Source organism: Martinezella sp. CNPSo 3964, from assembly GCF_057784375.1.
The window spans coordinates 66,513-86,944 of sequence record NZ_JBXSOW010000004.1 but is presented as its reverse complement, the minus strand read 5'-3'; the positions used below and the strand labels follow the sequence as shown (position 1 = coordinate 86,944).

The 20,432-nt window shown below is 58.5% G+C and carries 19 protein-coding genes; 16 read left to right on the top strand and 3 right to left on the bottom strand.

What is annotated here, in order from left to right; translation table 11 throughout:
- Positions 1-237 (bottom strand): PepSY domain-containing protein, encoded by a 237-nt coding sequence (locus tag AC13Q5_RS14325; protein ID WP_083961455.1) that lies wholly within the window; start codon positions 235-237, stop codon positions 1-3.
- A gap of 259 nt (positions 238-496) precedes the next feature.
- Here AC13Q5_RS14325 and AC13Q5_RS14320 point away from each other — a divergent pair, with 259 nt between their 5' ends.
- Positions 497-4,540, top strand: coding sequence for a Pls/PosA family non-ribosomal peptide synthetase (locus AC13Q5_RS14320; protein ID WP_488502077.1), 4,044 nt, complete (start codon positions 497-499; stop codon positions 4,538-4,540).
- 7 nt (positions 4,541-4,547) lie between these two features.
- Positions 4,548-5,165 carry a 4'-phosphopantetheinyl transferase family protein gene (locus tag AC13Q5_RS14315; RefSeq protein ID WP_457880328.1) on the top strand — a complete coding sequence of 206 codons (618 nt, stop codon included), beginning with the start codon at positions 4,548-4,550 and terminating at the stop codon, positions 5,163-5,165.
- An 86-nt stretch (positions 5,166-5,251) separates the two neighbouring features.
- Here the strand turns inward: AC13Q5_RS14315 and AC13Q5_RS14310 are convergent, their stop codons facing one another.
- Complete coding sequence (locus AC13Q5_RS14310; protein ID WP_488502076.1) at positions 5,252-6,199, bottom strand: bile acid:sodium symporter family protein; 948 nt, start codon at positions 6,197-6,199, stop codon at positions 5,252-5,254.
- 160 nt (positions 6,200-6,359) lie between these two features.
- On the opposite strand from AC13Q5_RS14310, the gene AC13Q5_RS14305 reads away from it, so the two are divergent.
- The 12 genes from AC13Q5_RS14305 (at position 6,360) to AC13Q5_RS14250 (ending at position 18,189) form a co-directional block, all read left to right on the top strand.
- Positions 6,360-7,058, top strand: coding sequence for a methyltransferase family protein (locus AC13Q5_RS14305; protein ID WP_488502075.1), 699 nt, complete (start codon positions 6,360-6,362; stop codon positions 7,056-7,058).
- A gap of 143 nt (positions 7,059-7,201) precedes the next feature.
- Complete coding sequence (locus AC13Q5_RS14300) at positions 7,202-8,020, top strand: ABC transporter ATP-binding protein (RefSeq protein ID WP_075855949.1); 819 nt, start codon at positions 7,202-7,204, stop codon at positions 8,018-8,020.
- Positions 8,017-8,787 (top strand): ABC transporter permease, encoded by a 771-nt coding sequence (locus AC13Q5_RS14295; RefSeq protein WP_075855948.1) that lies wholly within the window; start codon positions 8,017-8,019, stop codon positions 8,785-8,787. Before AC13Q5_RS14300 ends, AC13Q5_RS14295 begins: the two co-directional genes overlap by 4 nt.
- 35 nt (positions 8,788-8,822) lie before the next feature.
- On the top strand, positions 8,823-9,854 hold the full coding sequence (locus tag AC13Q5_RS14290; RefSeq protein ID WP_488502074.1) for an ABC transporter substrate-binding protein: 1,032 nt from the start codon (positions 8,823-8,825) through the stop codon (positions 9,852-9,854).
- Positions 9,855-10,252: 398 nt separating this feature from the next.
- Positions 10,253-10,906, top strand: coding sequence for a hypothetical protein (locus AC13Q5_RS14285; RefSeq protein ID WP_488502073.1), 654 nt, complete (start codon positions 10,253-10,255; stop codon positions 10,904-10,906).
- Between the two features lie 6 nt (positions 10,907-10,912).
- Positions 10,913-11,476 (top strand): T6SS effector amidase Tae4 family protein, encoded by a 564-nt coding sequence (locus AC13Q5_RS14280; protein WP_488502072.1) that lies wholly within the window; start codon positions 10,913-10,915, stop codon positions 11,474-11,476.
- A gap of 631 nt (positions 11,477-12,107) precedes the next feature.
- Complete coding sequence (locus AC13Q5_RS14275; RefSeq protein ID WP_488502071.1) at positions 12,108-13,100, top strand: alginate lyase family protein; 993 nt, start codon at positions 12,108-12,110, stop codon at positions 13,098-13,100.
- A 71-nt stretch (positions 13,101-13,171) separates the two neighbouring features.
- On the top strand, positions 13,172-14,032 hold the full coding sequence (locus AC13Q5_RS14270) for a hypothetical protein (protein WP_488502070.1): 861 nt from the start codon (positions 13,172-13,174) through the stop codon (positions 14,030-14,032).
- Positions 14,033-14,099: 67 nt separating this feature from the next.
- Entirely contained in the window at positions 14,100-14,771 is a 672-nt protein-coding gene (locus AC13Q5_RS14265) for an ATP-dependent Clp protease proteolytic subunit (protein ID WP_244557965.1), read from the top strand.
- Positions 14,772-14,884: 113 nt separating this feature from the next.
- The gene (locus tag AC13Q5_RS14260) at positions 14,885-15,916 is read left to right on the top strand and encodes an alpha/beta hydrolase family protein (protein ID WP_488502069.1); all 1,032 of its coding nucleotides are present in this window, start codon (positions 14,885-14,887) and stop codon (positions 15,914-15,916) included.
- Positions 15,917-16,240: 324 nt separating this feature from the next.
- Positions 16,241-17,368, top strand: a complete 1,128-nt coding sequence (locus AC13Q5_RS14255; RefSeq protein WP_488502068.1) for a LysM peptidoglycan-binding domain-containing protein — start codon at positions 16,241-16,243, stop codon at positions 17,366-17,368.
- Positions 17,365-18,189: a hypothetical protein gene (locus AC13Q5_RS14250; protein WP_488502067.1), complete on the top strand. Its 825-nt coding sequence runs from the start codon at positions 17,365-17,367 to the stop codon at positions 18,187-18,189. Before AC13Q5_RS14255 ends, AC13Q5_RS14250 begins: the two co-directional genes overlap by 4 nt.
- A 116-nt stretch (positions 18,190-18,305) precedes the next feature.
- Here AC13Q5_RS14250 and AC13Q5_RS14245 read toward each other — a convergent pair whose 3' ends face one another.
- Positions 18,306-18,731: a DUF4168 domain-containing protein gene (locus AC13Q5_RS14245; protein ID WP_488502066.1), complete on the bottom strand. Its 426-nt coding sequence runs from the start codon at positions 18,729-18,731 to the stop codon at positions 18,306-18,308.
- A 406-nt stretch (positions 18,732-19,137) separates the two neighbouring features.
- On the opposite strand from AC13Q5_RS14245, the gene AC13Q5_RS14240 reads away from it, so the two are divergent.
- Positions 19,138-19,536, top strand: a complete 399-nt coding sequence (locus AC13Q5_RS14240; RefSeq protein WP_488502065.1) for a hypothetical protein — start codon at positions 19,138-19,140, stop codon at positions 19,534-19,536.
- Entirely contained in the window at positions 19,467-20,309 is an 843-nt protein-coding gene (locus AC13Q5_RS14235; protein ID WP_488502433.1) for an AGE family epimerase/isomerase, read from the top strand. The genes AC13Q5_RS14240 and AC13Q5_RS14235 overlap by 70 nt, the downstream gene beginning before the upstream one ends.
- Positions 20,310-20,432: the final 123 nt, after the last annotated feature.

Below are 20,432 nucleotides of genomic sequence, written 5' to 3'. Positions count from 1 at the left end.
TCAGCGTCTCTCGATTACGGCGAGTGTTGCACCGTCGAGCACTATGTCACCACGTTTGCCATCCGGCTTCAATACACGCACGGCGTAAGCCTGGCGTCCGGCCCGGCGAACACGTTTGATTCGCAGCACCTTTCCCGGCATTTCGCGCGCAACGACCGCATAAATCTCGCGCAGCGGCCGCAAGGCGCCGGCATCTTCGACCAGAACACTGCTATGCGAGCGAGCTAATGCCTCCATGCCCGGCGAGCTCAGCAAAGCCGTTACCAAAAGAACGGACAGCCAGCGGTGCCAGCCGGCTCTTCGCCCGAATATGCGCAACGATATTAATCCTTCTTCCGAGATAGCACGCAGGGCTCGCCCCACGCCGATCCAAACATAGCTTTCCCAACATTACAATTCCCTGACAGCGCCCGTAAGAGAGCTGCAAATTGAAGGGTGTATAAGCATTGATAGATGGCACGCTGATTGTGTCGAGTTTCGTTTCGCAGAAGTTACCATGACTATCCAGATCTCGTCGATTACCCCAAATGCCAGCCTCTCGGTTTCCTCAGGCGGCATTCGGCCTGAGTTCGTCCGCAATGAAACCCTGGTGGACATATTCAAGGCAACGGTCGCTCGCAGCCCCGACAAGATGGCCCTGACCCTGATCGGAACCGACCAGGCGATGACCTATGCCGAGCTTGACCGGCTCTCCGATGAGGCGGCGCGTGCGCTCGGCCGTCGTGGTATCGGCCCTGGCGATTTCGTCGGCCTGTGGTTCCAACGTTCCCTTGAGTTACATGTCGCGCTTCTGGCGATTCTCAAGGCCGGAGCTGCCTATATCCCGTTCGATGCGTCCGCTCCTGCCGATCGCGTAGCTGTCAGCCTGGCCGATTGCGGCGCGAAATGGCTGCTGACGCATGACGAAAAGGCGGCTCTCACACCCGAATTCGATGGTCAGACACTGCTCCTCAAGACGCTGCTCGCCGAAGATGACGATGGCGTTGCGCCACGTGTCGCCGCTCACGACGATCCGGCCTACGCCATCTATACATCCGGCTCCACGGGCAAGCCAAAGGGCATCGTCATCACGCACCGGAATATCTGCCATTATCTGCGCGCCGGTAATGACGTTCTCGGCATGGTCGAATCGGATGTCGTTCTTCAGCAGGCTTCGGTCGCCTTCGACCTTTCGCTCGAAGAAATCTTCGTCCCCTATCTGGTCGGCGCGACGCTGAAGGTTGCGACATCGGCTGTCATGGCCGAGCTCGACAGGCTTTCCGACGTGCTGGAAGCGGAGAAGATCACGGTCATCGATACCGTGCCGACCCTGCTCACCATGCTGGAGCGCGATGTCGAATGCCTGCGCATCATCATCGTTGGCGGCGAAGCCTGCCCTCCGGCAATCGTCAGCCGCTTCTCCAAGACCGGCCGGCGCCTGATCAACACCTACGGCCCGACCGAGACGACGGTGGTAGCGACCTACGCCGAACTCGACCCCTCCCGGCCGATCACGATCGGCTGCCCGATCGCCAACGCGACCGCCTATGTCGTTGATGAAAACATGCAGCTTGTCGCGCGCGGCGACACCGGCGAATTGCTGATCGGCGGACCGGGCGTCGCGGCCGGCTACCGGAACCTGCCGCAGCTGACCTCCGCCAAGTTCATCGCCAATCCTTTCGCGCCCCATGGCGACCCTGTGCTTTACCGCAGCGGCGATGCCGTGTTGATGGACGAGGAAGGGCAGCTTCATTTCCTCGGCCGCATCGACGACCAGGTGAAAATACGTGGCTATCGCATCGAGCTCGGCGAGATCGAGACCGTTGTCGGAGAGCTCGCGGACGTGAAAGCTGCTTCCGTGGTCGTGCATCGGCCGCCGGATGGTGAGGAAATGCTGGTCGCCCACGTCGTGACGTCGGGCAATAATTTCGATCGCGACAAAGCGCGCGCCGTACTCGCCGCCAAGCTGCCGCCCTATATGGTGCCTGCCGCCTGGCACAGCCATGTCTCGTTGCCGCGGCTTCCCTCCGGCAAGATCGACCGCAAGACACTCGCTGCGATCCCGCTGGCGGTCGATCAATCAACCCAGGCACAAGAGCAGCCGCGCACATGGACCGAAGCACAGCTGCTGAAGGCGGCAACCGAGGCGCTTCGCCTGCGCGCCATCAGCTTCGAGGCGGATTTTTTCACCGAGCTCGGCGGACATTCCATGCTGGCGGCACGGTTCGTTTCCGAAGTCCGCAAGATCCCGCTGCTGGCGGGCATAGCCCTGCGCGACGTCTATGCCGGCCGGACCCTGCGCGGCATTGCGGCGATCCTGGAGCAGCGCACCGAGCGGGCCTCCAGTCAGGAACGCAAGAGCTTCGAGCCAGTCCCGTGGCGCCGGCGCTTCCTTTGCGGCCTGGCCCAGGCCGTGGTCCTGCCCTTCATTGTCGCGATCGCTACGCTGCAATGGATCGGCCTGCTGCTCGCCTCGATTCTGCTGATCGATGACGGCGCGTCGGTCTGGAATGAAATTCTCATTCTGGGCGGCGTCTATCTCGCTCTCAATCTCGGTGAGAAGTTGCTCGTCGTCGCCCTCAAGTGGCTTGTCATCGGCCGCACACGGCCGGGCGTCTATCCGCTGTGGGGCACCTATTATTTCCGCATCTGGCTGATGCAGCGCATCGTTCAGCTGACCGCACCGAAATTCCTCAAGGGCTCGCCGCTCATCCGCGCCTATATGCGCGCACTCGGCGCGAAGGTCGGCAAGGATGCGATGATCGACGAGTTCGAAGAAGGCGCGATCGACCTCGTGCGGGTTGGCGCCAGATCCAGCCTCGGCGTCAAGATCAAGCTCGCCAATGTCGAAGTCATCGGCAATGAGATCCATGTCGGCACGATCGATATCGGCGAAGGCGTGCAGATCGGCAATGGTTCCGTCATCGGCCACAATGTCAAGATCGATGACGGAGCCGTCATCGGCGATCTGACGGCGATCGCCGCCGGCACGCATGTCGAGGCCCATACCCGCTGGGATGGTTCGCCCGCTCGCCAGACCGGCCATGCGGAACATGAGGAAATGCCGGCGCATCCGGAGCTTGGAACCGTCGGACGGGTCTTCCAGTTCGCCGCCTATTTCGTCGCCTATAATCTCAGCCTCGTCGTCGGCCTGCTGCCGATCTTCCCGGCTTTCTATCTGTTCTCCGCCGTGCAGGAGATGTATGCTCCCGGCTCCGAAGAGGCCTTGTCCTGGGGAATGATCGCGGCACTCTCCTGGCCGGCCGCCTTCCTGCTGATCGTCGTGTCCATGGCCGTCGTCGTGGCGCTCAGATGGGTTCTGCTGCCCCGCGTCGTGCCAGGCCGCTATTCCATCTTCGGCAATCTCTATTTCCGCAAATGGGTTGTCGGCCTCACCACCGAGGCCATGCTGGAAACGCTGAATTCGCTCTACGCCACCGTCTTCATGCGCAATTGGTACCGCCTGATGGGAGCCAAGATCGGCAAGGGCACGGAGATCTCTGCAAACTTCGCCGGTCGCTACGACCTCATCGAAATGGGCCGCGACAACTTCATCGGTGACGAGACCATCTTCGGCGACGAGGAAATTCAGAACGGCTGGATGGTGCTCAAGCGTCTGAAGACCGGCGATCGCTGCTTCTTCGGCAACTCCTCCGTCATCTCGCAGGGTGCCGTGATCGAGAGCGATTCACTCGTCGGCATCAAGACGCGCCTGCCCGACTCCCTGCACGTCAAGGCAGGTGAAACCTGGTGCGGCAGCCCTGCCTTCCAGTTCCCGACGCGCGAGAGGCTGCAGGCGGCTGCGACCGCCACCTATGCACCGCCACTGCGCATGCGCCTTGTGCGCATCGTGTTCGAGGCCATGCATACGTCGCTGCCAACCGCTATCCTGATCGTCATGGCACTCGCCATGTCCGACATGCTGGCCAACGAAATCGACAACGGCGCCTGGGGCAGCCTGTTCTGGACGCTGATGGCGGCCGGCCTGGCGACCTCGGGTATCCTGTATCTCGTCGCAGTCGCCTTCAAATGGACACTGATCGGCACCTACAAGCCTATGAATCGGCCGATGTGGTCCTGGTGGGCTATGCGGACCGAAGCCGTCGCGGTCTTCTACGGCGGGCTCGCCAGCAAGATGCTGCTCGACTATCTGCGTGGCACGCCTTTCCTGCCCTGGCTGCTCCGTCCCTTCGGTGCCAAGATCGGACAGGGGGCATGGATCAACAGCACCGACATTTGCGAGTTCGATTGCACCCATATCGGCGACCATGCCGTACTCAACATGGGGTCCTGCCCGCAGACCCATCTCTATGAAGACCGCATCATGAAGGTCGGCCGCATCACGATCGGCAAGGGCGTCTCCATCGGCTCGGGCAGCACCGTCTTGTACGAGGCCAATGTCGGCGATTTCGCTGAGATCGGACTGCTGACCCTGGTCATGAAGGGTGAGGCCATCCCGCAAGGAACGTCGTGGGTCGGCGCCCCCGCCCAGGCGGTTCAAGCCGAGCAGCAGCCGATCCCGGTCGCGCAGAAAGAGGCTCTGCCCTCCGCCGCTGCGTGAGCGTGGGATGACGGCCCCTCGATTTGAGGTCGTCCTGACGGTTGCGGATGCGATCGCCATCCTTGTCCGCCCGATATCGGGCGGACGCGAAGAGCGTGACGAAGCCGCACAAGACGCGTTGAGGCGAGCCGCGAAACGGGACGATATTTCCATCTATCGCCGGCCAAGCGATCGGCCGGCGCTAAGGCCTCCATATCACGAACTGGGCGTTTCGCTTTCCCATCGTGCGGAGCTGCTGCTGGCGGGTTTTGCGCCGGATAACCCAGTCGGTGTCGATATCGAGATCGAGGATCTCAACGGCTTCGATCCGATCGCCTTTGCGGCCGACCATTTCTCAAGGATGGAAGCCGCCGCAGTTGCCTCACTCGATGGCTCAACGGCGCTCGATGTTTGCTACCGTCTCTGGGTCGCCAAGGAGGCTGCATTGAAGACAAGCGGCCGCGGCATCTTCGACGGGCTGGACGAACCGGATCTGGCGGCGCATCTGAGTCTCTTACGCACCGATGGCGCAACCATCCATCTTGGTGCCGGATTGCGACTGCCACCGATCGCGCTCACCGTGACCCGGCTTGCCGGGACCGTGGAGCAATCCATTTATTGTGCCCTTGCCAGGGACATGAGCTGAGCGATCATCGCTCGATGGTGAGCATTTCCGTCGGGACGGCACGGCTTGGAGCCGCGCCTCCCCGTGCCGTAGTTTTCAGGCCCGCATCAGGGGCGCGGCGGCGCATCTGGGTCTTGGCGCGAGGCGAACCAGTTTGCCAGGGTCGCGCCGGAAATATTGTGCCAGACAGAGAAGATCGCGCTAGGAACGGCGGCGATCGGCGAGAAATAGGCCGTCGCCAGTGCGGCACCCAGGCCTGAATTCTGCATGCCGACCTCAATCGCCAGCGCCTTGCGCTTGTAGAAGTTGAGCCGAAGCACCTTCGAGGCATAATAGCCGAAGAGGTAGCCGAGACCGTTGTGCAGCACGACGATGACGAAAATCAGCAGGCCAGACTGCACAATGGCCGCCTTCGACGCGCCGACGACAGCCGCAACGATCAGCACGATACCGATGACGCTGACGAGCGGCAGAACGGGAATCGCAGCGCGTACGAGGCCGGGCACGGCCTTCTGCGCGATGACGCCAAGCAGCAGCGGCACGATGATGACTTGTACGATGCTGATGAACATCGACCAGGCGTTGACGGGCAGATATTGACTTGCGAACATCCAGACGAGGAACGGCGTGACGATGGGCGCGGCGAGTGTCGTCACGCTCGTGCAGGCGACCGACAGCGCCACGTCGCCACGTGCAAGATAGGTCATGACATTGCTCGAGGTGCCGCCTGGGCAGCAGCCGACCAGAATGACACCGGCGGCGACTTCCGGCGGCATCGGAATGATCCGCGTCAAAAGCAGTGCCAGCGCCGGCATGATGCCAAAATGTGCGATGACGCCGATCGCGACTTCATGGGGACGACGCGCCAGCTCGCGAAAATCCTCGACCGAAATCGTAAGCCCCATGCCGAACATGATAATGCCGAGAAGCACGACGATCCAGGGTGCAAGCTGTTTGAAGACATCGGGCAGGAAAAAGCCGAGAACCGCAAACAGGATGACCCATATGGAAAAGGTCTTGCCGACGAAGGCGGAAAAGGATGCCAGGAATTTCATGGGATCTCCGGGGGGAAGGAGCATAATGGTGGTCAGGCCGGTCTAAACCCGGCGCCCGATGTGTCAAGGCGTCGAATTGCCTGATCCGTCTGCTTCCATCATCTATGCAGCATAAATCCATCGAAGGGCGCAGCAGGTTTGCCTTGCAAGGAGCAAATACATGACTGTCACCGAACCCGAACCCATGTCCCGCGCGAAGATCATATCCTATGCCATCGGCTTGCCGCTGGCGCTGCTCGTATTTGTCTTTCTGCCTGCCGGTCGCCTCGACTGGGCGCCCGGATGGATCTTCATTGCGTTCCTCGTGGTAAGCTATGGGATAGCGACGCTGATTATGCGTCGCGTGAACCCCGTGATCTTCAGGGCACGCAGCCGCTTCCAGGCCGGGACAAAACGCTGGGACCTCATCCTGGTCTCGCTCATGTGCCTTGGCATGATCGCCGAAATACCGCTTGGAACTCTGGATGCCGGCAGGATGGCGTGGTCGGCAATGCCAATCTCCGTCGTGATCCTGGGCTATATCCTCCTTGCGGCCGGTATAGCGCTCGGCACATGGGCACAGGCCGTCAATCGCTTTTTCGAACCCGGTGTCCGCCTCCAGCGCGAACGCGGCCAGCATGTCATCAGCAATGGCCCCTACACATTCGTGCGTCATCCCGGCTATGTCAGCGCGATTATGATCTTTGCCGGGCTGGCGCTGGCGCTCGGTTCCTGGTGGGCCTTGATCCCAGCCGCGTGGGCAAGCGGCCTGCTGATCCTGCGCACCAGCTGGGAGGACGCCCTGCTGCAGGCCGAGCTGGAAGGCTATGCCGACTATGCCCGGCGCGTACGGTTCCGATTGCTGCCGGGTATCTGGTGATGCCTTTCCGCCGCGCTCATCACATAACGAACTGAGCGGCCGATCACATATTGACTGGCACGATCTGCTTTGATCTGTTGAACCGATATGGCAATGCCTGATGTCCGCCCGAGGTTGACGGATGTCCGGGAGGAAAGCAGGGCATGACGATGGAGGCTGTGAGGGCGGTCAGCCTGAAACAGGTGGCCATTTCCTTTGAAATGGCCGGCAAGACACGGTTCGACGCCGTAGCCGCGACCAATCTGGATGTAGAAGCGCATGAGTTCGTGGCCATTGTCGGCCCCACGGGCTGCGGAAAATCCACACTTCTCAATGCGACGGCGGGGCTTTTGAAGCCGGCGTCCGGCACGGTCGAAGTCTTCGGCCAACCGCTGAAGGCAATCAATCGGCAGGCAGGCTATCTCTTCCAGCAGGATTCGCTGATGCCGTGGAAAACGGTTCTCGAGAATGTTGCGATCGGGCTGGAAATTGCGGGAACGGATACGGCCGAGGCAAGGCGGATCGCCCGGGACTGGCTGGCGCGCGTCGGCCTTGCCACTTTTGCCGATCGTTTCCCACGCATGCTCTCTGGCGGCCAGCGCAAGCGCGTCGGTCTTGCCCAGGTGCTCATCCGCAATCCCAAACTGCTGCTGATGGACGAGCCCTTCGGGCCGCTCGATGCGCAGACCCGCCTGATCATGGGCGACCTCCTGCTCAAGCTCTGGTCCGAGGACCGCAAGGCCGTGATGTTCGTTACCCACGATCTCGACGAGGCTATCGGCCTTGCCGACCGCGTGGTCATCATGTCGGCCGGTCCGAAATCCCGCATCATCGGCGATTTCGAGGTGCCCCTGGAGCGGCCGCGCGATATCGGCGAGATCCGCCACGATCCAGTCTTCAACCGGCTCCATCGTGATATCTGGCAGGCACTGCGCGATGAAGTCATGACGGCCTATCGCCAGAGCAGCGGAGAGATCGCATGAACCGCTCCCTCCTTCTCCTGCTGCAAATCCTGGTGGCACTGGTCATTTTGGTCCTCTGGCATCTCGCGACCAACACCAGCCTCTTCGGCAATCCGAAAACCATATCCTTCTTCTTTGCCGATCCGCTCAAGGTCGCGCAGCGTGTCATCCAGTGGTTCGCGTCCGGATCGATCTGGTATCATCTCTGGATCACGCTGTCGGAATCGATCCTCGCCTTCCTGCTCGGCGCCTTCGGCGGCATCGTCTTCGGTTTCTGGTTCGCGCGCCGGCCCTTGATCGCGGCCGTCTTCGACCCCTATGTGAAGGCAGCGAATGCCCTGCCCCGCGTCGTGCTTGCCCCAATTTTCGCGCTCTGGTTCGGCCTCGGTATCTGGTCGAAGGTCGCGCTCGGCATCACGCTGGTTTTCTTCATCGTCTTCTTCAACGTCTATCAGGGCGTCAAGGAGGTCAGTCAGCCGGTGCTGTCCAATGCCCGCATGCTCGGCATGAACGAGCGCCAGCTGCTGCGCCACGTTTATCTGCCCTCCGCACTTTCCTGGGTGTTTTCCAGCCTGCATACATCGGTGGGCTTTGCTGTGGTCGGTGCAGTCGTCGGCGAGTATCTGGGCTCGGCTGCAGGCCTTGGATATCTCATCCAGCAAGCCGAGGGTGTGTTTGACGTGACGGGTGTCTTTGCAGGCATGGTGGTTCTGACCGCCTTCGTCCTGCTCGTGGACTGGGTGATGACGATGGTCGAACGGCGCCTGCTGGCCTGGCGCGGCCAGTAGCACATGGAAAATAGCGAAGTGGAGGAAAAAGGAACATGGAACGCAGGACATTTCTGATCGGGACGGCGAGCTTCGGTATCGGTGCGTCGCTTGCAGGCATCCTGCCCGCCGCGGCACAGGATGCGAAACCGGAAAAGCCGGATCTGTTGATCGGCGTCGGTGGCAAGCCGTTGCTCTATTACCTGCCGCTGACGATCGCCGAGCGGAAAGGCTTCTTCAGGGAAGAAGGTCTCAACGTCACCATCAATGATTTCGCCGGCGGTTCGAAGTCGCTCGAAGGCCTGATCGGCGGCTCGCTCGATGTCGTCGCCGGCGCTTATGAACACACCATCCGCATGCAGAACAAGGGGCAGGATATAGTCGCGATCTGCAATCTCGGCCGCTTTCCGGGCATCGTGATCGCTATGCGCAAGGATCTCGCCGGTGAGATCAAGTCGATGGCGGACATGAAGGGCCGCAAGATTGGCGTGACAGCGCCCGGCTCCTCGACGGCACTGATGTTCCAATATGCCATGCTGAAGAACGGGCTGAAGACCGACGATGCTTCGCTGATCGGCGTCGGCGGCGGGGCCGGCGCGGTTGCCGCTGTCAAGAGCGACCAGATCGATGGTCTTTCCCATCTCGATCCGGTCATCGCGCAGCTGCAGTATGACGGCGACATCACCGTGCTTCTGGATACCCGCACGGAAGCCGGGACCCGTGCGCTTTTCGGTGGCCCGAACCCGGCGGCAACGGTCTACATCAAACGCGAATTTGCCAAGGAAAATCCGATCACGACACAGAAGACGGTCAATGCCTTCATGAAGGCACTGAAGTGGATCTCGACGGCAAGCCCGGACGATGTCGCCGGCGTCGTGCCGGAAGAATATCTGCTTGGCAACCGCGATCTTTACATGCAGGCCTTCAAGAATTCCAAGGAGATGTATTCGCCGGACGGCATGGTTACCATGGAAGGCTACAATTCCATGATGGGTGTCCTGAAGACGCTCGATCCAGAACTCGCCAATGCCGACGTGCCATTCGACAAGACTTTCGATCCGACCTTCGCCAAGGCCGCAAAGACCTGATCGATGCAACTGGTGTGCCCGGCGGTTGGCCGGGCATGCTTTGCCCCGCCAACTCGGGACAATCAAACCAAAATCCCCATCGGATTGAGCAAATGCCGGCGGGCCGGCGTGATGCTGACGGAGATGGCCATCCGCCCTATCGATCTAGCCTCTTGCCGCCTTTGCAGATCGAGCGATCAGGGCGGCAACTAGAGCCGGATGTCATCCGAAAACCGCCTACACTTTTCGGCATCACGCTTAAAAGCTCCCATCCCTCTCGAAAAAATCAACCGGAGGCCTAGATCACGCGTGGTGGTGCGATCTGACGTGTTGCGAGGCTATGTTGCCCGTGCCTTTTGACGGTTTCATTCGTCGTCAAACGCCGGAGTTCGAGCGGAAACTTATGGAGTACCAACGGCATGGCTTCACTTGCCAAAGTCTTTCGAGCGCCCTTCCTAATTGCCTTGTTTATCCTTTCCTGCGCGCTTTCCCCTGCATCGGCCGAAGATGCCGGCCAGTCATCGAGCGGAACTCAGCTCCCGCGGCCGACGAGCAGCTATATGGCGACCTCGGCGGATGGCGTACCGGTGAAATTGAACTATTTCTCTCCGCAAGACGGTATTTCCGTCGTCTTCGTGATTGGTGAGAGAGGCCAGCCTCTGAAGAGGCTTCCATCCATCGAAGAACAGGGCAAGCTCCTGGATGGCTTGCTACGCCAATTAGTGAGCGAACATAAGGACTTGCCATCGACCTTTCCCCTCTTCCTGACGGGAACCAAGGATAGCTTGACGACGGAGCTGGTGGCGAAGCTGCACGAAAAGGACGCCAATTGGAACCCGGAGACCGGCCAACCGAAGCGCGGCCATTTCAATGAGGTTGTAACGGCCGAGCTCAACACGATCCTTAAGTCGTCACCCATCGCCCAGGCTTTCCAGACCCATGGCTACAAGCTGGAGCTGACGGATATTGAAAAGATCGAAATGCAAGTCCCCGCCAAGAAAGGCGATGGAAAATATCCGCAATACATCAACTCAATGGATATTGACGCGACCAAAATATCAACCGGAGGATGACGTAAGATGAACCAACAGGTACGTTCTCATTTGAGACCCTCTTTCGATGATCTGGTAAAGAACTATCCCGATCCGCGAAGGGTCAAGCTGAAGCCCCTGAAGGAGATTATCGGCGGCGGTCTTACGACGGACTGGGCGATGAACAGCATCGGCGACAGCTGCACCCTTCGCATGAGCCGCGCATTTAATTATGGTTCCAGCTATCAGATTCCAGCACATTTTCCAGGCTTGAGAACTTTGGCAGGCAAAGATGGATTGCGCTATGCCTATGCGGTTCAGGAATTTCACAAATGGCTGAAGCAGCGTCTCGGCGCGCCCGATCTTGTCGTCAAGGGCAAGCCCGTCAGCCGCGACGGTTTTACCGGCAAGAAGGGGATTATCATTTTCGACATCGTCTTTGGCCCTAATCCGGATGGCACGCGCGCGCTTGGCCATGCCGATCTATGGGACGGAAAAACCTTCTATGACGAACTCGACGGCACCAGCAGACCGGACCGCGACTTCTTCACTATAGCCGATAGCGTCTCGCTCTGGATTTGCCCGGGAACGACGAATTTGGCCAGCCGCTGACAAGGCTATTTGCCCGAGGAATAATGCTGTCAGCCCTTAGCCAGAATAGCTTCGGGTGTGATGGTTTATATTGCCGTGGTCGTCGCGGGGAATTCAGTCGCTAATCCAGGAAAACCGCCGCCGGGAGAAGCGAGATCCCCGGGGGCCGTCATTGGGCGGCCTCACAAGAAGAGCTTTTTCGTCGCTCATGGAAGCTGCCAGGCGGCTAAATTCGCCCAAAAGCTGGCGTGACTAACCATCTTTCCGGGTCCGGCTAAAGGCAACCCTCACCGGTCTGGAAACGAACGCCTGCCCTTCAGAAATTTTTCCGACACTCGCCGGCAGCTGTGACGAGCCGCTGCCTTGCCACCGCGAACTGCGAGCAGTTCGCAGCTCCGGTCGCTGTTTCCGGATACGAACCATAGATCATTGCAGATGCTTCACGCGACGCTCTCCAGGCATGATGGAAGAGAACTTCCGCCTGGGCGGGGTCCCGCCTTTTCATCGCTCCTGGCAGTGAAGATTTTTTCAAATTGACCGACGGGTTTCGAACGCTCGCGCGTTCAAGCAGCGCAAGATCTGACGAGAGCCTGAATGACAAGGCTTTTTATTAAGGTTGAGGCAGGCGGCGGTCCGACACTGGAGAATGAGGATGGTTGCATCATTCAAAACGCCAGTGGGCCGCAAACGGACATATCCGGCAATGCTCCTCGGCATGTTGATCGTCTTCACCTTTCCCTTCGCGGTACGCGCGGAAGCCTGCACGGCCCCACCGCCAATTTCTGCCATCGATCCTCCCGGTTTCTACGATGATCCGGACGGTTATGGCAGGGTGATAAAGCCGCTGCATGCGTTTATCGAAAAGGTGAACAAGGCAGCCGACAGCGGCGACAAGGCGTGCCTGATCGAGCTTCTCGACACTTGGGCACATTCGAATGCCTTGATGTCGCCGATCAAGGGCTATCAGGGATATTATGAGCGCTCATGGGCAGGAACTGATTTCGCTTTGGCCCTCCTCAGATTCTTTCCCCAATCAAAGAACGACGCACCTGCCGTTCCGCCCGCAATCTCGAAATGGCTCATCGAGATTGCCACCTCTACGCGGGATGCGAATGCCATCAACCGCCTCCACAACAATCTGGTTTACTGGGCAGGCCTAAATCTCACGGCAATAGGAACGCTGATGAAACGGCCCGATCTCATCGACGCCGGCATTGCCCGTGCGCGCGAAGGTATCAAGGATATCCAACCGAACGGCACATTGGAACGCGAGCTGAAACGTGGCGATAGAGCGCTTCACTATCATAATTTTGCGCTCATCCCCCTGGTCTTCACCGCGGAGTTGGCGCAAGCGCGGCATGTCGATCTCTATTCGGAAAACAATGGGGCCATTCGACGCCTGGCAAATGTGGTGATCGCTGCGGTGCTCAATCAAAGCAGCTTTTCAGCCTATACTTCGACACCACAACATCTTTTCCCTTGGACTTTTGCCGGCGATCTCGCCTGGATGGAGCCGTACCAGGCTCGCTTCCACGATCCACGCTTGGCGACCCTGATCGCACGGCGCCGACCTTTTCTCAACCCGCGGCTCGGTGGCAACGTAACGGCCGCCTGGAGCGGACGCCCGACAATGGAGCGTCCCTAATGGCGATATCCGGAACGAACCCGATCGACCTGCGCTTCAGATCCATCTGAGATGGTCAATGGAGGACCAGTATGCATCTAACACGTCGGCAGTTTGCCATTCTGGCTTGCGCTTTGACGGTTCCGGCAAGCCAAGGCGCTGCGGCAAGTGAAGATAACGCAGTATTCTGGCAAGCGAACCTGGCAGATCGATCAATCGCCATTTTCGGTTATGAACGTATCAGTGCCACACTGGTATCCGACATCGTTCGCGATGGAGAGCGGATATCCGATCAGGCAAGTTCGGTCTATACCGACATCGGCCCGAATGCTCCGCCCTTGAGATACACAACGAATATGAAACAGGTGCCACCGGTTCTTCCCGATTTGGCACCGACCGATGCAGACGATCTGCGCCGCATCATGCCGGCTGCCGCAGGCTCTCCGGTTGAACGCCTTCCGGGATACGTAGTAGCTTTGTTGCTGATGGGCGAAGGACAACACTCATGGGCGCCAAGTGTCGAAGGGGTGATCATGGATCATGTTCGCTCCAACGGAAAGCAAATCTCCCCGCTGATAAGCGATGCGGATCTGATGTCGATATGGTCGCCACCCGACACTTTCACACTGCAAGCGATTGGCGCACATCAAATCAGCTATCTTCTCGAGAAACGCCGCCAGCTGGGACCTATCGGTGGCTATATGGAAACACTTTACAGGCAGCGGCGCGTATCCGAGATCACGCGATTGCGAGAGGAAATAGCCAAAGAAGGAGTAGTCAATCCGCTTGGCTCCCTGGCAGGTCCCCAATTCAAGGCGCTGCTCCTGAAACAGGTCTTGAAAATTGAGGCGACGAAGAATTTTCTCATTGTCCCCTTGGCTGTCTTGTTGGGTAATGACGGCATCCTGGAACTCATGAAATCAAACGGCTTTCAAATAACGGCATTGGCGTAGCGTTACCGGCGCCTGTGAAAGCCGCATGCTCTATCGAGGTATTTATCCTATTCGAGGACCATCTGATATGTCAGCAACCATGAACCGCCGCGATCTCTGCCTGTATCTATCTGCATTAGCTACGGGTATGCTTGAACCCAAATTCGCCTCTGCCGAAGACAAGGTAAATGCAAATAGTGCCTCAACGGCTTACTTGTATTTCTCACAACCGATCGACGACAAATCGACGCTCAGTCTGACCAATGGATTGATCGACTTAAGAGCCAAGGGCTACAAAATAATATACCTTATGCTGAATTCCAACGGTGGGAACATATCGTCAGGGATTGCCCTATATCACATGCTATGTGCCATGGATATAACGATCAATACCTATGCTATTTCCAATGTAGATTCGGCAGCAATTCTATTGTTTTTAGCAGGAAAGGAAAGAGTTGCAAATAAAGAGTCTTTGTTTGCATTTCACTCCGCCAGAGAGGATTTCAGCAACGAAAAGCTTAATCCGGACGAGATCACCGAGAGATCAAATGTACTTGAAATCGACAATGATCGAATGAAGGAAATATTCAAGGATCGGCTTACTATCAGCGACAAGCAATACGGCGAGTTTTTTGGCCCGCAGCTCCGGTTTGTAAGGCCACAAGAGGCACTGAGCATCGGCCTGGCGACGCGGATCAGCGAGATAAGCATGCAACCACATGATGGCCTCTATTATGTTCAGTCCTCTGCCGCCAAGTAGCTTTGGTGAAACATGGTTTCGCTCTCCGCGATAAAAGGCACTGCCAGCTCTGTCTCAGAACGGCAATCCGAACGCGGCGTCCACCAACTCGCGCAATTTAGAGAGGCTGACCGATGATGAACGGAAAGACGCATTCAATCCTGTCTATTTTCCACCTCTGCTGGCAAACCGCCATCGTACTCGTCATCATCTTTGCGGGCGCGGCTCACGCTGAAGATCATACCTTCGTCGGCTTTCAGGAGATAGCCGTTCCGAACGGCGGCGAGCCTCCGTTACACGTAGGCATCTGGTATCCGACACTCGCCCGACCCCAGGAAACACGTTTGGAGACCTTCACCCAATTGGTGGCGCCGGATGGTGCGATCGCCGGGCGCGCCTTGCCGCTGGTCGTCATTTCCCATGGCGGGGCGGGATCGTTCGCCGGCCATTACGACACGGCCCTCGCGCTTGCCCATGCAGGCTTCATCGTTGCCGCGGTCGACCATGCGGGGGACACTTTCGACGATCAGCGACAGGTGCTGAAACTTTGGCGGCGGCCGCAGCAGCTGAATCGCCTGATCACCTTCGTCCTCGACGATTGGCCGGACCATGCTCACGTTGACTCCCGGCGGATCGGCGCCTTCGGCTTCTCGAATGGCGGCTTCACCGTGCTCGTGGCTGCCGGAGGAAAACCGGATCTCAACCTGATCGACCCCTATTGCCGCGATCATCCCACTCACGATCTATGCGCCGCGCTTACGAAAGCCGGCGTCAGCTCAGTAGCCGCTTTACCTGTTCCTCCCGATGCCTGGTTGCGAGACCAGCGCATCAAGGCGATAGCCGTCGCCGCTCCGGCATTTGGGTTCACTTTCTCGAACGGCGGTTTGAACGATGTAACGGTCCCGGTTCAGCTGTGGCGCGCCGCCGATGACCACCATCAACCCAATCCCTGGTACGACGAGGCGGTGCGCGTCGCGTTGCCTCATCCGCCCGAAATGCATGTCGTGGCAGGCGCAGGACATTATGACTTTCTGCCGCCGTGCGGTGCGGTGCTTGCCAAGCACGCGCCGGTCATATGCGCCGATCCGAATGGCTTCGATCGAGCAGCGTTTCACAACCTTATGAATGCTCAGCTGATCAATTTCTTCCGGACAAAGCTTCGATAAGCAGCCACCATGCCAGGGTCGTGAACCCATAGCCGCTCCGGCTTGTTAGTCTCAAGGCGCTAAGCGGAGTGCATTTCACCGGCTCAGGCCGACGCGTGGCCCGCCCCATTGATGAACCAGCTCCAGATCCTATGAAAGTCCGCCTCGACATCCCGCTTGGCCATCGGCGGCGCGATCGTTTACATGCATCTAACGGTGGAATATCTCTACGCTAGGTATGATTAGTAATCTTATTGTCATATGACGATAGCGAAAACCTGATACGCGTTGGCAGGCGCTCCAGCCAACTATCCTATTCCGTTAAGCAACACACGGGGGAAATTGATGATCGGCACACGATATCAGGTCAAGGCGGGCGATACGCTCTGGTCTATTGCCCACGAACATCTCGGCCACGGCGCACAATGGCCGCGTATCTGGCGCTATAACAACCGCCGCGATGTCATTCGCGCCACTGGTCATGGAATTCCCGATCCGGATTTGATCCATGCCGGCAGCACAATTCTGATCCCGGTTCTACCGGGTCAACGCGAGCGTAGCAGCAACGGCCACCACCATGCGCATCATACTTCGCAGCATCATAGTCCCTCGACGGCCGCCACCACGCAGGCGCCGCATTCTCCCTCCCCGCAGCCACTTCGCACCGGCAACCCGACTACGGAACTGAAGAAGGAATTGCCGCACATCTATTCGCCGATCTCGATCAAGTACCGCTTGAACGATCTGACGATGCCCGTCATCGAAACCCCGACGGCGACGATCGAATTCCGCATGACCGGCGATGTCGTCCTGATGACGGACAAGAGCTATCCCGCAACCTACGTGAGCAACGGCGGACGGCTGGAAACGCAGATCTCGCAGCAGGCCAATGTTGCCTTCGGCCAGCTCATCGGTGACACGCGCTTCATCTATGATTCGAAGAAAAAAGAGGTGACAGTGCGCTCCATGCTGGTCAGCCAGAGCACAACGCCGAACGCCGCGGCCACCGCCGTTGGCGTCGAGTTCAGCTCCAGCAGCCCTATCCCGAAGCTGCGCGCCGAAGTCCGCTTCCCCAAGCTGCAGGGCAGGATCGGCCCGTTCCACTATGTCGCCATGAGCGTGGCCTTCGTGATCCTGATCACGCCGAAGGCACAAATTCCCCCATCTGCACCCTCGCCGCAGGCCGTGCGTGATGCTGTGCGTATCCGCGAGCCCGAGGAAGGGACAAACTGGAGCCGTGTCATCGGCACCGGCCTGGTCATCGGCGCCGGCGTCATCGTCGTCGGGACCCTGGTCGAGGATTTCTTCACCGCCGGCGCCGGCGTTGCCGATGATCCGGCCTCCTTTGCAGCCGCTGGCGCCTCGCTGACGCGCGGCCTGGCCATGCTTCGCGGCGCGGCCACCACCGCCCTGCCACGCGCAATGGTTCCGGCCGCCGTGCAAGTCGGTGCTCGGGTCGGGCTGGCGCATTGATCGTCTCACGGCGTCTTCTACTTGGCGCAGCCGTGGTTCTGGCCGGGAGTGGTTCCTACCTTCTCGGCCGGTCGACACAGAAAGAAGATACCATTGCCGATCCTGATGCCTATGCGGCCAAGCTTGGCCACCAACAGGGCCTGACGATCGGCTTTGGCGATCCGTCGACCTTCTACGCTCCACCCTATCTGCCTGTTGATGCGCCTGTAGAGGGTGTTGTGCTGAGCCCGGCCGACCGCACCGCCGTGAAGGACTCGCTGCACGGCATCTCGAAAGCTTTCGAAGCCTATCCGGAACAATGTCTCGGCCGGATCATCAAGGCGATCTTCATCGCCGGCAAGATCTTGATCGACCGCGCCGAAGCGGGCGGCACCTATGGGCTCGACTGGATTTTCCTCGCCGCTCCCTCCAACGTATCGGCCGAGACGCGTCGGCTGACCGCAGAGCTTGGCGTGCACCACGAAACAAGCTCCTTCATCTGGCTGCGCAACGATGCCCTGCAACACGCTTTCACAGCGCTCGAGCCGGCCGGCTGGCAATTTCAAAACAGTGCGACCGATCAGATCGCTCGCAATGGCCAGACAGCACCGCCGGTGGAAACCGGCTTTCTCTCCGCCTATGGCGCAACGACTTCAGAGAATGATTTCAACACCTATGCGGAAATCGTGTTTTCCGATCCGGGACGCCTGATAAAGCTGGCCGAAAGTGTACCGCTCATTGCGAAAAAACTCGCACTGACACTCGATTCCTACATCGTCGTCGACGAACGATTGCACGAAACTTTCGCTCGAAACGGCCTGCTGAAAGCAGCCGGGCGGTAAGCCAGCCAACCGCCTCACTGCTATCGCGATGAAGAGCCGGTCGATGCCACGCCAGGATTGCAGCACTTGGTACGGCATCGACCTATTATCACTCCACCCGGAGATTGGACCGTCATTTACTGTTGTGCAGGCGCGGCTTTCTGAATCTTGTCCTGGACTTTCTTAACGAGTGCGGGGTCCTTCTTTGCAGCCGTCAGAATTGCGTTGTATTCGTCGACAGACATCCCCGGAGAGGTCTGAACAGCTTGTACCATCTGCTTGCTTGCCTCGGTCTGCAGCTGTTGCTTCGCTGTCGGATCCTGTGTTGCGCCGATCTTGGTTGAATATTCCTGCCTGATCTTGTCCACTTGGAGATAAGCGACCGCAAAAGCTTCTATTTTTTGATCGCTGACTGTAGCAGCAGTAGCAGTGCTGTCGGGCTGCTGCGCTTGGGCAGGTTGCTGTTCTTGTGTTGCTTGCTGCGCGAATGCTTGATTGCTGAGAACCATCAAGCTCAAGACTGCAGCGGTCAACGATGCAACGGGGATATGACGAATAATCATCTCAATTCCTCTTTAGTCGTGCGGGGGGAAACACCTCTTTGATGGCGTAGAGCGAAGGATGGCATATCGTATGATTTAGCCGCCGGTTAGGGTTGAGGAACGATCCGGCGGCAATGTGGCCCTCAAACGTTTTCTGTGAGGCAATAGCGCGGCGATCCCCTGACCATAGAGCGGCAGCTTTATGGCGATCACTGTCGGGGTTCAATCTTACGCCGAAATTAGGAAAGAACTCTGGATTGACCTCATGCTCGAACCGCTATTCCGCTGGTTTCCCACAGGCCATGACCCGGAATAAGTGGAATCTGCTCCGGCGGTTTAAACAATGTGCAGATTTATAAAATAGTATTGATACAACCTATACGATGATGCTATTGCCGCACGCACCTTCCCTATAGCAAACGATAACTTGTCAAGCACCAATAAAACGGCGATGAAGAACTACGCATCTCTCCTTCACTTCAAAAGCTACTTCATCGAGATTGTCTTACCGACCTGGATCTCATCCGCTTTTGACGATGTCACCGGCCAATTCATGGAAGGCTTACAGATCGATGGCTCCGCAGATCCAAGCGGCATCGTTCGCACGAGAACGGCGGCACGCGTCGTCTATGTCTTCGCACACGCCAGTGCGCTCGGTGTTGCCCCGCAAGGATCGCTGCAGAAAGCCGAGCGCGCCTTTGCCAATCTCTCGGCAACTTCGCGCATTGGCACGCAAACACAAGGTTTCCAAGGAGCATTAGTTACAGGACCGGCGCCGTTGTTGATTCCGAACGCGACCTCTATGATCATGCATGCGTCCTTCTAGCGCTAACCTGGCTCGCTCAGGCGACCGGCAAGGCAACTTACCGCAATCAGATCGACGATACGATCACGGCGATGGACGACATGTTGACGGCCCCGCACGGCGGCTGGGCGGAAGACAGCCTCGGCACCATCCCCCGTCGACAGAACCCCCATATGCACTGTTTCGAATCATTTCTCGCCTTGGCGGAAGCTTACGCCGCTCCCGCTCATATCGCCCGCGCCAGCGAACTTTATGGGCTATTCCGATCCCGCTTTTTCGACGAGGCCACCAACACACTTCGCGAGTATTTCGGGCCAGCGTGGGAGATCGGCGATATATACGGATCGGGACGAATAGAGCCGGGCCATATGGCCGAATGGGTTTGGCTGATTGGCCGCTATGTGAAGTGGTCAGGAAGGGACCTCAGCTCATTGACAGCCAAGATACTGGACAACACCCTCTCGGTTGGCAGGCAGGCAGGTACACCCTTTCTGATCGACGAAACCAGTGTTGACGGTATTCCAACAAAGCAAAGTCGTCGTCTGTGGCCACAAGCTGAGCTGATAAAGGCATATATAACGCAAGCACGGCTGACCGGGAATTCGGACTATCTTGAACATGCGGAGCAACTGACCGCAGCACTACTGGAAACGTATCTTGCACACACCCCCAGGGGAACTTGGCGCGACTGCTTTGACCTTAACGGACGCTCGATCGCAACCTCTATACCTGCGAGCTCTCTTTATCACTTGTGGACAGTCGTCTGCGAACTGATCCAATTGGACCGAAGATAACCATCGAGATCCGTTTCAGCGCGAACCTCTTCCGAAGTTGGCAACGGCCGCCGATGCGTTAGAGTAGCGATGGATCCTGACAGCCATCCCGCCACACAAAGGCGCGATGGCTGTGATCCCCGT